This is a genomic window from Pleionea sp. WD8-19 (assembly GCF_055326765.1).
In genome coordinates, this window is sequence record NZ_JBUZOU010000001.1 from 304,151 (window position 1) to 316,650 (window position 12,500).

The window sequence follows — 12,500 nt, forward strand, 5'->3', positions numbered from 1 at the left end:
TTGCAATTGATAACGAAAATAAGACAAAACCTGTGCCAACACCTAAAGCATTATCTATCTAATTGTATTTAAAGGCTTTTCTAAAGTGTAAACACTCACCCTAACTCTCAGGTGTGTGCCAATTTTGAAACACTGCTAATCGAAGCCTGTATCAAAATCAGAACAAGCAGATGAAATGAAGGAAGAAATCGATTGCATAATTAGATTACATATGTAATTCTAGCTGTAAATTACAACCGTAATCGATGGAAAGCGCCACAATGATCAGCGAAGCCGAATACAAAATAATGGAAGTACTTTGGCAGAAGTCTCCACTCACTGCCAAACAAGTCATTGACCAACTGGCCAGTAAAGAAAAATGGAAAGACAAAACCATCAAAACCTTGCTGAATCGACTGTTAAAAAAACAAGCCATCTGTCATGAAAAAGTGGGGCGAGAATACCTGTACAAACCCCTGATAAAAAAACAAGATTACCAAAAGCAAGCTTCGGAGCATTTTCTTACACAGCTTTTTGATGGGAAATTAACCGCTTTTGTTTCTCACTTTACTAAAAACGAATCATTATCGGCTCAAGAAATTAATCAATTAAAAAAAGTCATCAAGGAGCTGGACAATGACAAATAGTTTTATGGACTGGTTATTGACCAGTACGTTAGAACTCAGTTTAATTATCATCGTAGTATCACTACTGCGTCCTCTAGCAAAACACTATTTAAACAGCCTGGTTCAATACGCATTATGGCTTACGATTCCAGTTTATTTATTGTTTAGTTTGGTGCCTGAGACCATTCGAAATGAAGCAATAACTATTATGGCGTTTCAACCCAATGAAACCTTTATGGTGTCGGTAGAGGCATTCAATCAAACCGACTGGTCATGGGCTTTATTTTCAATTTGGTCTGTTATTGCTTGTATACTTGTCACTCGCTTTTCATTGCAATTAATTCAAGTTCATTCGCTCAAACCATTAAAAGCCCCTTTGCATTTAACCCAATATTTTAAGTCGGTAAACTTACGAGAAGCACCGATCTCATCGCCCGCAATATTTGGAATTTTTAAGCCAACGCTTTTAGTACCGCAAAAAAATGTCCTAAACGAAAATCAATGGGACCTAATATTGCAGCATGAATATACCCACTGGCAACGCAAAGATTGTTTATGGAATGCGCTCGGCACTTTAATTAAAATCATCTTTTGGTTTAATCCACTTATCCATTGGGCCTATCAACAATTTCGTAACGATCAAGAACTAGCTTGCGACTACACAGTTACCAAAATGTTTTCTCCACAACAAAAAGCCCGTTATGGCGAATTACTATTGCAGCAGTCAACTTTGGTGAGTTGCGCAATAGTATGCCACTGGAGCAAAAAGTCACTGATAAAGGAGAGAGTCACTATGTTAAAAATGCATAACAATAAGGCTTGGAAAACAATGATAGGTATAGTATTTGTAGCTAGCTTATCAGCAAGTACATTCGCAATAACGGGCGGCCCGAAAGCCAAAAGTAAACCAGTACCACAAGATATTGTAAAACCAATGTATCCTAAAAAAGCTGCCAAAGAAGGTGTTGAAGGCTATGTACGCTTTCAGTTTGATCTAAATAGTTCAGGCAACCCAGTTAATATTAAAGTTGTGGAGTCAAAACCGGAAGGTGTATTCGATACCGAAGCAACCAAAGCGCTGTCAAAATGGACATTTAATAGTGACGTTCAATCCGATCTAAGTTATACGCTCGAATTTAAATTAGCTCATTAAGTCTATCAGGCTCGGTGAAGTTCCGGGCCATTTTTATTAATTGCCTTTTATAATCTTAGTTACATTCTTAGATTCATTATTTTTTGCTATTAGCGCAACTATACTTAAAGCTTTCGAACAGTCGGTTTAAAAGGGAGTTGAGTTGTTTCGTAAAACTTAACATACATTTAAGAGAGAAGATAAAATGACATTTAGAATAACAGTGATGTTTTGGATAATTGTAAGCTTTTTTCATCAGATTTCGGCGTATTCCGAATCGCTCAATCTTGAAGACTCTGGTAAGTTTTTTCTCAAACTGCATCAAATAAGAAAAGATAATGGAACAATTCAAAGCTTAGAGGAATATGAAAAATTACTCCTAAAGTATGAAAAAAACCTACCATTTAAAGATGCATTGGTACAGTTTTTGTCAACCGTTTACTCTTTTTCCGGCCAACATAGAAAAGCCCTTGAAACCTGGGATTACATTTCTACCCACCCGAACGAAAAACAAAAAGATATTTCAGAGCACGTGTTGAAACCCACACTGTCAGAAATTCCAAAGCTGAGCCAAAACCGAAGAATAGTCATGTTCAATGAAGAACATCATAATAGCCAACACAGAGTATTAGTCAATGAACTTTTAGCATCGTTCTGGTCCCAGGGCTTCCAATACTTAGCCGTTGAAGCGTTAAGTAAAAGTGCACAACATTCGATTGAAAAAGGATATTTAGAAAGTGACAGTGGTTTCTACACTGAGGACCCTATTTTTGCAAATTTAATATTAAATGCAAAACACTTGGGATTTAAGATCATATCTTATGATTACCTACCGTCCAGCACCTTAGTTGAAAGAGAAATTTTAGCCGCTCAATTGCTCAATGAAAAAGTATTTATGAAAGACAAAAATGCAAAGCTGCTTATACACTGCGGTTACGCCCACAACGCTAAAAATAGTGAGTGGCTAGCTTACCAAATAAAAAAAGTCACAGGGATTAGCCCCCTAACCATTGATCAAACTTCTATGACTGAAAAAAGCACACTCGAATTTGAGAAAAAACTCTATCAACATATAACTCAACAATATTCGTTTACGACACCTCAATTGCTTATAAACGCAAAAGGAGAGCCCTGGTCAGAGTCTCCTTTAAGTTATGATATTTCTGTTTTCTCTCCTCGAACGAAGTATACAAGAGGAAGGCCTCACTGGGCTAAAATCGGAAGACAAGCAATTGAAATTAACAAAAAATGGTGTAATGAAAATTACCCTTGTCTTTTAGAAGTATTTCAAGGTAAACATGCCGATGAAATCCCACTGGATCGAATTATTATTAAGAATAAAGATGATGATAACGTGGCTTATTTAACCGAAGGGCGTAACATCATTGTCACGAGGGATAAAAATAACAACGTCATCGAAAAAATTTACTTAGACTCTCAAGTTCAAAATGTCAATCGGCCTACAAATTTAAGTAAGCGATAAAATTTCGGAACAAGCGTTCTCAACGGACGTACAAAAATTGAGACTGTAAATTATTCTGTGTAACTGATAGGTTTATTTACAGTCTCAAAAATTCGATTGATGAGACTCAAAATCATTTAACCGCTATAATTTGAGCTAATCTATTTGAATCCAACAATAAATACTGAGTATATTAAACAATATGCTTTAAAGCCTCCCGTCGAGCCAATCCAACAATCTCCTTTTGCTTAACGAACGATAACACCTTTTCGGGTTGAGTTTTGGCAACTTCCCTTAAACACCAGCCAATCGCTTTCTGAATAAAAAACTCATTGTCATTGATGTTTTCCTCAATAATATCCATCAGCAAATCAAAATCCACCTTATCTCGATACTTAAGTTGAAATAATAGACAACTACGACGAAGCCATACGTTTTTCGTTTTTCGCCAACGAGTAATAACCTCTCGCCCCCGCTTAGAATAATTTTTAACTAACTCGCCAACACAATGGGTTGCCAGTAAATCGACGGTATCCCACCAGGATTTTTCGCAAATATAATATTCGATAGCCTCAAATGAGTCATTATTCAGCTTGCGTTTGTTTTGAGTTAATAAATCTAAGGCTACCAGTTGAAAGTCACGCTTTGGTTCGCTCCATAACTGTTGACATACATCCAGGATCCAATTAATACCTTGTCGTTTTGCTTCGACCAGCAGCGATTTAGAAAGCTCTCTACGCAAAACCGACTGAATACCATAAAATGAAAATTGGTCTTTCATATAGGCTTGCATTTGTGCAGCTTTTTCAGGATTTTGATGCTGTTCGAATGAGACTTTTAGCGCGTCTATATTCATAAACATTTTTCGTAAAAGTACAGTACCGAAAATTTCGGTACATAATTTATAAGCGCTTATAATACATCACAGTCGCTTGAAGTTGCCCCTTTGTATTTTTTGCGTAGTCAGGAATATGCCCTACTTGATGCCAATTTAATTGTTGATACAGGTTTTCAGCGGTACTACCTTGTTCAGTATCCAAGATTAATACATGAATTTCAGCTTCTATAGCCCACTCTTCTAAAGAACACAGCAACAATTTAGCAATGCCCTGATTTCTAAAATCGGGATCGACAAACAACTTTTGCACTTCTGCACGATGATGACCATTGGCCTTGGTACACCGCTCTAACTGAACGCTACCAACAACCCGCTCTCCTTGTATAGCAACCCAAAGCGCAATGTGCTCAGAAAAACCGTGCTGTCGACTTTGCCAATAACTCAATGCTTCATCCAAGGTGATCGATTTTAAAAAGCCAATGGAGGCGCCTTGTTGCACAACTTTCACCAATAGCGCACTGAGTTGATGCAACAGCTCGGTTTCTAAGTGAGTAATGCGAGTGATATTCATGTGTTTTGCTCTATTAAACGGGGTTGGCCGTTGCAGGGCAAAACCTGTACCAACCATTCGCGGGCGCGGGTAAAGAATGACATTAAAGAGATTGGTTTTTCCCAAATCGGGATAAAGCTCCTACGGCGGAACTGTTAAACGCCAATTTTAGGTATCCCAAGTCCAAGATAGATTACTTTTATCAGGGCAAAAAAAAGACGGATCCGAAGATCCGCCTTTATTCGTCACTTGCTGCTAATTACGATAAGACCAGGCCTTATTGCAATTAACGATCGTCAATTATATCGCGACGATTTTTTCCGCTTGAGGTCCTTTTTGGCCTTGAGTTACTTCGAACTCAACTTTTTGGCCTTCAGTCAAAGTTTTGAACCCTTCGCTTTGAATTGCGCTGAAGTGAGCAAACACATCAGGGCCATTTTCTTGAGCGATGAAACCAAAACCTTTAGATTCGTTGAACCATTTAACGGTGCCAGTAATTCTAGACATAACTTTTTCCTATAACTTTCAATAACATAGCCTTTACCATAAAGGCGCTTTGCAGGAAATCGAGCGGTACTTACTTACAAGAGACGAGGTATTACAGGTAATCCTTCGGCAGGTAGTATTGAGTAGACTTTCTTTCTAGCAGGGTGGATTATAGGCCCAGCTGATTAATTGTCAATCAAATTAGTGCGATAATCCTCAAACTGTAATAAAAATGTAACACTTAGAGCAAAACAGAACGCCTAACGTGTGTCTCTTAGTCACGCTTTAAACAATTGCCTTCAATTTCACGAAAACCTCGGTTACAGCTCCATTCATTACCCGAATGACTGATATGAGCGTTACTCGGCAATTCGATTCTGTGGCACGAATCAATACCTTGCCGATAACCATGATGACAACGCCACTTATACCCCGTGTCATCTAGATAACCATTTACCGGTACATTCACTTTTTCGCAACTGTCATATTTTCGTTTATAACCTCTTTCACAGATCCATTGCATACCAGAATGATCTAAATAACTATTCTTCGGCATTTCTATGGGTAAACACTGACCATTTGACTGAGTAAATCCACGACGACACTTCCAACCCTGTTGATAGGAAGAAGCCGTGATAACCGCATTTTTAGGAATTTCGATTTTATCGCAAGCGCCATTTCGTTCTAAAAACCCATCTTCACAACGCCAACCATTGGGTTTAGCACTTTCGTCAAAATAACTGTTGGTAGGTAACTCCACTCGGTGACACTTTTCAAACCTTGCAATATAACCTCTTTCACACCTCCACCCATTAAACATAGGAGAATCAACAATGTATGCATTCTCAGGTACCAAAATCGCTTCGCATTGATTATCTGTTTTTAAATAGCCTCTGTGGCACTGCCAACTTTTTCCCGACGGCTCAAGAAATGCATTTTCAGGAATTTTGAGTGTCATACAATCACGGTTTGTTAGCTCGGCGCCAAACTCACACGATTTATTGCTCGCAGCTTCGAGGTGACTTAAGTTCAATAAGCAAACGATAATGATAACCAATCCTTGAAATGAAATGGGAAATGAAGTCATTAGAAAAGCCATATTAACCTTAGTTATCGAGAGTTTAAGTGCGTTCACAACTGAACTGAGCAACGATTCGAAAACGAATGAAATAAAAAAAACAAGAAATCACAGAGCTGATTCGATCATCATTAAAGACAGTCTACGCCCTTCTGTCGCCACTGAACAGCGATAATAAAAATGTTTTACGCTCGATGATTTGGTTGTTTCAGATTGTCATTCCGACCATTGAGCGCGCGCCAGTTGATCCTTATCGTCGGCTTCAACCCAACGCTCACCTGATGTGGTTTGCTCCTTCTTCCAAAACGGTGCTTCGGTTTTCAGGTAATCCATTATAAATTGTACGGCTGCGAAACTGGCATTACGATGCACAGAAGACACACCAACAAAAACGATTTGATCATTTACCGCTAAATCGCCGATACGATGAATAAGCCGAATACGCCCAATAGGCCATCGCGACTTCGCTTCCATTACAATTTTTTCAAGCGCTTTTTGTGTCATGGCGGGATAATGTTCTAAGTAGAGTCCCTTAATATCATGTCCCTGATTAAAGTCTCGCACCAAGCCGACAAAAAACACCACGGCGCCGTCTTGCGGATTATTGTCGATTAATGCTTGATACTCTTCCGCTACATTAAAGTCTTGTTCGGTTACTTTGATCATCAATATTCACGTTTATTGTTGGGTTACGCTACGCTATCCACAACCTGCAAAAAATATTAGCCACCCGTAACGGGCGGAAAAAAGGCCACTTCTGAGTTGTCTTGTAACTGACTTTGGTTATCGACCATTTCCTGGTCAACTGCTACGAGTACATCGCTGGATAACGCGGAATTCCAAGAATTATTTTTTTGCTTTAATTGCTCTATCAAATCGTTCACGGTCATGTTTGCTTCAAAATCGACTTGAAGCGAATCACAGTTTAACTGCTCACGTAGCGACGCAAAAAAAAGCACTTTAATCACGTTTCCAGTCTCCGCTTTTCCCACCGGTTTTTTCGAGTACTTTAATCCCTTCGATGCACATGGTTTTATCGACGGCTTTGCACATATCAAACAATGTAAGCGCAGCAACACTCACCGCTGTGAGCGCTTCCATTTCTACTCCGGTTTGCCCTTTTAATTTACACAAACTTTCGATTCTTACTCTATTTCGATTAGCTTGTATTTCGAAATCCACGTTCACTTTGGTTAAGGCTAACGGATGACACAAGGGAATCAAATGACTGCATTGCTTTGCTCCTTGAATACCAGCAATACGGGCCACCGCCAACACGTCGCCTTTGGCATGACCGCCTTTCGCAATCAATTTGAGTGTTTCCGCTTGCATCGACACAAATCCTTCTGCAATGGCAACACGAGTGGTTTCTGCTTTTTCTGAAACATCCACCATTGAGGCTTCGCCTTTACGATTAATGTGCGTAAGTAACATGTCTTGTTCAGTAAAGTTACTCATAGCTTCGACTCTCGCATTGTTCTCGTTCGATGCGCTTTAAATGCGTTACGAAATTGCAGGGTTTATGACGGGCATCCAGTTGCTGTTTGATGATGTCATGCCATCCCGTACGACACGCATTGGTCGAGCCCGGCATACAAAAAATAACCGTGCCATTGGCTAGTCCAGCAAAAGCACGCGATTGGACCGTTGATGTACCAATTTGTTGATACGATATTTGGCGAAATAACTCACCGAAACCTTCCACTTTTTTATCAAACAAAACCTGTAACGCTTCGGGTGTTGAGTCGCGTTCGGTAAAGCCTGTTCCTCCGGTCACTAAAATAACCTGGATATTTTCGGAAGCGATCCAACGTGAAACCACAGCTCGCAGTTGATAAATATCATCTTTTACAATCAGATGTTCCGCTAGCCTGTGACCTGCTTGTTGAGCACACTCCGATAACAACTGACCAGAAGTGTCGTTGTCTTGCGTTCGCGTGTCCGATACCGTTAATACCGCGATATTTAAAGCAATAAATTCGTTAGGGGACAATTGACCCATGGTTTACCTTTTAAGTTTTAAGTTTTAAGTTTTAAGTTTTAAGTTTTAAGTTTTCGAAATCGTATCTCGAATAAAGCAAAACACCTACCGAGAAATACCACCTATTCATCTGAATCTAATACTCGAAAAATACTCTGCGAAATATCCGAAAGGCTTTAGCCAACCGCCGCCAGTTCTTCCGGTGTATTGGTATTCACTAACTTATCTGGTTCCGCACAATGTACCGATTGCGCCTTTATCGATCGAAACATGGCTTTTATGGATCGGTCTCGTGATTCGTCACTCAAAACAGCTTGCAAGTATTCCATAAGATCATGGGTTACTTGCAACAACATGGGAAACTGCGAGTTGTTAAAATGAACACTTTTATGTCCATTTGTCTGCTCTACAAGTTGCTGGAGAATTGATTCATCCAATAAAGGCATATCGACCGGAATCACCAAAAAGCGTTTTTCTTTACACGATTCAATAACACTATAAATGCCTCCGAGCGGACCTTTATTAACATACACATCAGGAACACCACCCCATTTTTCGCCACTGACAATTACTTTATCGCATCCACACCGCAACAAAACAGAGATTGCATAATCGAGCAGTGTTTGGTGTTGATTAACGGGATGGGGCAACATCGCCTTTTCCTGCTTCATACGAGAGGAGACACCTCCGGCAAGAACCACACCAATCATACGCGCCTTTAGCCTCCTAACATCGCTAAATGTCGAGTTGCGCCTGTGTGCCCTTCATGTAAAAAGTGCGATACTTTTTTGTGCGCGACATAATCGACAATTTGTTGCTGCAACGCTTCCGTGCTGCTCGTTTGACACAACTCACGCAATGGCAAGCCTTGCTCTCCAAACAAACACAAGTGCAATTTACCTTGCGATGAAATACGCAACCGATTACAACTGCTACAAAAATCGTTACTGTAGGGCATAATTAAACCGATACGTCCGACATAATCCGGATGCTGAAATTCCTGTGCCGGTCCTGCGCTTCGACTGCGCAAAACTTGCTCCCACCCTTCATTAAGTAATTGATGTTTGATGCTTTCACCGGCAATATGATTTTGCTTAAAAAATTCGTAATTATCACCCGTTTGCATTAATTCAATAAACCGCAAAGTAATCGGTTTGTCTTTCACCCAGCTTAAATAACCGGAAAATTCAGAAAAGTTGTATTGTCTGAGTAACACTGCGTTAATTTTTATTTTCGTTAACCCAAGCTTTGCGGCTTTATCTAGCCCGTTTAAAACTTCCTGCAGTCGATCGTGGCCGGTAATGGAGTGAAACATGCGCGGATCCAAACTGTCGATACTGACATTAATGCGATCCAGCCCCGCATTTACCCAACTTTCTATTTTTTCCGGAAGCTTGTAGCCATTGGTCGTAATACCAACCGACTGAATGCCAGGCGTGGATTTGCACGTTTCAACAATATTCGGAAGATCGTTGCGAAGCGAGGGCTCGCCGCCAGTGATGCGAATTTTTTGAGTACCCAGGTTTGCAAAGGCTGACGCAAGTCGAGCAATTTCTGCAACCTGTAACGGTGGTGTACACGCGGCTGATTCGTGTTTCTGGTAACCGTTTGGTAAGCAATAAGTGCAACGAAAGTTGCAAACGTCGGTCACCGAAAGCCTCAGGTAATAAAACCTGCGACCAAAGTTGTCTTGTAACATATCACGCCTTTCCAAATTCGGGAGGCCAAGCCATTTCTAACTTAACCCTGGTAACCAAAACAACGAGTCTCAGTTACGGCCAACAAAACCTATCATGAAAATCCAACGACTTAGTTTTGAAGGCTCGGTGTAATGATGGGTTCACTATACCCGCATTATAGCGAGAAAAAAATAGTCTGCCGCTAAACAAACTGAATTTTACAGGGGCAAGAAAAGTGCCTAAACTATTGCCTTCCTTTCGCTGTTTTGATCAACCGTTTTGAAAAATCTGTTATTCGTTGTTTTGTTATTCAGTTTTCCTCTTTTGGCTGCAGAACAATCCATAGCTCCTTTTACCAGCGACGGCTGTAGCCTGTTTCCAGATGGCACATTAAACCAAAAAAACCTTTGGCTCGACTGCTGTACCGCGCACGACCGCGCCTATTGGATGGGTGGCACCGAAAAGCAGCGTAAAGCTGCTGATTTAGCACTGAAACAGTGCGTCGAACAATTGGGTGAACCCCACATTGCTAAATTAATGCTTTCTGGTGTGCGTGTTGGTGGTAGCCCTTATTGGCCCACACGTTTTCGTTGGGGTTATGGTTGGCCCTTTGGCCGAGGTTACGAGCCCTTGAGTGAAAATGAGAAGCAACAAGTTAAAAGCGCTTGGCAAGCCTTTGAGCAGTCAAATACGCGCACAATACCAGACCTTCAACACTAAATACGGCACCCGACACCTTACACTTCCACTTTAAATGAAATCTCAGCAACAAATTGCTGACAAATGCTGTCGTTCCCACTGATTTGAACTATGCTTAGGGTATTCTTCAGCTCCCTGACCAGCATGAATACCTCTCAGGCAAACACATCTGCAACACCCACGCCCAACGATCAAGAGTGGCAGACCGGCGCCTGTCTTGAAAAAATAAATGTTAAGCAACTATTGGAGCAACGAGCTCGCAGTGGAGAACCCATGGTTGGCTTTAAGCTGGCGCGTTCCAATCTAGAAGCCATAAACTTGGTCAATCACAACTCGAAGCACGGTTTTCAATTACTCAACGCCGATTTATATCGTGCAAATTTGAAAAATGCTCATTTTTTCATGCTGGATCTCTCGGGCTCTTCATTGATGAAAGCTAATTTAACCCACGCGAACCTGCATTGCGCTAATCTAACTAACTGCAATTTGCTCGGCACAGTATTTGATCAGGCCAAAATTGAGCATGTGATTTGGGGCGATGAAATCATTCAAGAACGCCAAGCGCGAGAGGCGACCAATGCAAAACTAAAGCTCGACTACTACGGTCAAGCCGAAGAGATTTATCGCAACCTTCGCAAAACAGCCGAACGTCAAGGGCTGTTTGAAACCGCCGGCTTTTTTTTTCAAAAAGAAATGGTCATGCGACGCCGACAAATGCCCCGTTGGACTTTTCGTCGATGGATTTCCAAAATCGTTGATATATTTTGCGGCTACGGTGAAAAACCATTGCGTGTCATTATATTTTCAATATCCACCATTTTATTTTTCGCCATTATGTATTTTCTCTCTGGTCTATCTTTTAGCGGTGATGAACTCGGGTACAATTCAAATTTAGGATTATGGGAAAATACTAAAATATTTTTTAGTAGTCTCTATTTCAGTGTGGTGACCTTTACGACGTTGGGTTATGGTGACTTGGCGCCTATTGGAGTAGCCCGCGCGCTAGCGGCACTCGAAGCCTTTATTGGCAGCTTTACTTTAGCGCTCTTTGTGGTGGTTTTTGTGAAGAAGATGACTCGCTAGGGTGCGATAACCGCACCCAGTTTTCGTTCGTCATTTACCGCAATAACAACAACGGCCGCTGTGTTTTCTCCAACATCTTGGCGGTAAAGCTACCCAATAGAAAGTCACGAATGCGGTTGTGACTGAACGCTCCCATTATCGTTAAGTCGATCGCTTCCTGTGCTTGATAATCAGAAAGAACTTCTTCAATACACCCTTGGAGTTTCACCAAAGTGACGTCAACTCCCCCATCGCTTAATTGTTTACTTGCTTCCTGCAACATAGTATTGATTGCACTGTCTTCCTCACCCACATAAACCAGATGGCATGGTATCGATTGAAACAAAGGACTTGACGCCACCATGGTTAATGCTTTTTTCGCGGCTTCACTACCATCATATGCCAACATGATTTTTTTCGGTTCGGAAAAAGTTTTATTCACAACCAATATCGGTTTGTGTAATGCACGGATTGTCGTTTCGAGTTGCGCACCGATGCCGGCTTGATCCTGCTGGTGATGTTCTCCGCGAATGCCAACAACTAATACCCGAATTTGCGACTCCATTTCTACCAGCGATTCTGCCAATCCGCCATGGCGTTGACGAATTTCAACGTCGTCGACGCCCATATTATTCGCTCGCTCCTTCGCCGCTTTTAACATACGGTTACCTTTTTCAATCAGCAACTTTGAGCGGCTTTGTTCGACTTCGGTTAATTCATTCAGTAAATCTTCAGAGGCCCCAAGTCCTATCGCTCCGGTTAAATCGGCAACAGCGGGAATACTTTGGTGTTCAATGGTATGTAAAAACGTTAACGGCGCATTCACTGTTTTTGCGATCCAAGCAGCATAATCGCAAACCGATTCGCTGAACTTAGAGCCATCGATACAAGATAAAACAAATGGATTGTCGTTGTGATTTGTCGTCAT

General features: G+C 41.0%; 16 protein-coding genes and 1 riboswitch. Of the genes, 5 read left to right on the forward strand and 11 right to left on the reverse strand.

The annotated features are described in order from the left end of the window. Positions 1-245: 245 nt before the first annotated feature. The 3 genes from ACTUJY_RS01240 (at position 246) to ACTUJY_RS01250 (ending at position 3,220) form a co-directional block, all read left to right on the forward strand. Positions 246-626, forward strand: a complete 381-nt coding sequence (locus tag ACTUJY_RS01240) for a BlaI/MecI/CopY family transcriptional regulator (RefSeq protein WP_463614214.1) — start codon at positions 246-248, stop codon at positions 624-626. Next, entirely contained in the window at positions 616-1,758 is a 1,143-nt protein-coding gene (locus ACTUJY_RS01245; RefSeq protein WP_463614215.1) for a M56 family metallopeptidase, read from the forward strand. The genes ACTUJY_RS01240 and ACTUJY_RS01245 overlap by 11 nt, the downstream gene beginning before the upstream one ends. A gap of 184 nt (positions 1,759-1,942) precedes the next feature. Then, positions 1,943-3,220, forward strand: coding sequence for a hypothetical protein (locus ACTUJY_RS01250; protein ID WP_463614216.1), 1,278 nt, complete (start codon positions 1,943-1,945; stop codon positions 3,218-3,220). Positions 3,221-3,392: 172 nt separating this feature from the next. Here the strand turns inward: ACTUJY_RS01250 and ACTUJY_RS01255 are convergent, their stop codons facing one another. The 10 genes from ACTUJY_RS01255 to moaA all read right to left on the reverse strand — a co-directional run bounded on the left by ACTUJY_RS01255 (position 3,393) and on the right by moaA (position 9,831). Then, positions 3,393-4,055 carry a DNA alkylation repair protein gene (locus ACTUJY_RS01255; protein WP_463614217.1) on the reverse strand — a complete coding sequence of 221 codons (663 nt, stop codon included), beginning with the start codon at positions 4,053-4,055 and terminating at the stop codon, positions 3,393-3,395. A 46-nt stretch (positions 4,056-4,101) separates the two neighbouring features. Further along, complete coding sequence (locus ACTUJY_RS01260) at positions 4,102-4,608, reverse strand: GNAT family N-acetyltransferase (RefSeq protein ID WP_463614218.1); 507 nt, start codon at positions 4,606-4,608, stop codon at positions 4,102-4,104. A gap of 279 nt (positions 4,609-4,887) precedes the next feature. Beyond that, entirely contained in the window at positions 4,888-5,094 is a 207-nt protein-coding gene (cspE, locus tag ACTUJY_RS01265) for a transcription antiterminator/RNA stability regulator CspE (protein WP_463614219.1), read from the reverse strand. A gap of 253 nt (positions 5,095-5,347) precedes the next feature. Next, positions 5,348-6,160: a hypothetical protein gene (locus tag ACTUJY_RS01270; protein ID WP_463614220.1), complete on the reverse strand. Its 813-nt coding sequence runs from the start codon at positions 6,158-6,160 to the stop codon at positions 5,348-5,350. A gap of 207 nt (positions 6,161-6,367) precedes the next feature. After that, entirely contained in the window at positions 6,368-6,817 is a 450-nt protein-coding gene (gene moaE, locus ACTUJY_RS01275; RefSeq protein ID WP_463614221.1) for a molybdopterin synthase catalytic subunit MoaE, read from the reverse strand. Between the two features lie 56 nt (positions 6,818-6,873). After that, the gene (gene moaD, locus ACTUJY_RS01280) at positions 6,874-7,119 is read right to left on the reverse strand and encodes a molybdopterin converting factor subunit 1 (RefSeq protein ID WP_463614222.1); all 246 of its coding nucleotides are present in this window, start codon (positions 7,117-7,119) and stop codon (positions 6,874-6,876) included. Further along, positions 7,112-7,609 carry a cyclic pyranopterin monophosphate synthase MoaC gene (gene moaC / locus ACTUJY_RS01285; RefSeq protein WP_463614223.1) on the reverse strand — a complete coding sequence of 166 codons (498 nt, stop codon included), beginning with the start codon at positions 7,607-7,609 and terminating at the stop codon, positions 7,112-7,114. Before moaC ends, moaD begins: the two co-directional genes overlap by 8 nt. Next, entirely contained in the window at positions 7,602-8,153 is a 552-nt protein-coding gene (gene moaB / locus ACTUJY_RS01290; protein WP_463614224.1) for a molybdenum cofactor biosynthesis protein B, read from the reverse strand. Before moaB ends, moaC begins: the two co-directional genes overlap by 8 nt. Before the next feature lie 155 nt (positions 8,154-8,308). Beyond that, positions 8,309-8,842, reverse strand: coding sequence for a molybdenum cofactor guanylyltransferase (gene mobA / locus ACTUJY_RS01295; protein ID WP_463614225.1), 534 nt, complete (start codon positions 8,840-8,842; stop codon positions 8,309-8,311). An 8-nt stretch (positions 8,843-8,850) separates the two neighbouring features. Next, complete coding sequence (moaA, locus tag ACTUJY_RS01300; RefSeq protein WP_463614226.1) at positions 8,851-9,831, reverse strand: GTP 3',8-cyclase MoaA; 981 nt, start codon at positions 9,829-9,831, stop codon at positions 8,851-8,853. Beyond that, a riboswitch (molybdenum cofactor riboswitch) is annotated at positions 9,820-9,973 on the reverse strand. It overlaps the preceding gene by 12 nt. Positions 9,974-10,090: 117 nt before the next feature. On the opposite strand from moaA, the gene ACTUJY_RS01305 reads away from it, so the two are divergent. Then, positions 10,091-10,531 (forward strand): FAD-binding oxidoreductase, encoded by a 441-nt coding sequence (locus ACTUJY_RS01305; RefSeq protein WP_463614227.1) that lies wholly within the window; start codon positions 10,091-10,093, stop codon positions 10,529-10,531. A gap of 123 nt (positions 10,532-10,654) precedes the next feature. Beyond that, a complete protein-coding gene (locus ACTUJY_RS01310) occupies positions 10,655-11,593 on the forward strand; it encodes an ion channel (protein WP_463614228.1) in 939 nt (312 codons plus the stop codon). A gap of 34 nt (positions 11,594-11,627) precedes the next feature. Here the strand turns inward: ACTUJY_RS01310 and ACTUJY_RS01315 are convergent, their stop codons facing one another. Then, complete coding sequence (locus tag ACTUJY_RS01315) at positions 11,628-12,500, reverse strand: universal stress protein (protein ID WP_463614229.1); 873 nt, start codon at positions 12,498-12,500, stop codon at positions 11,628-11,630.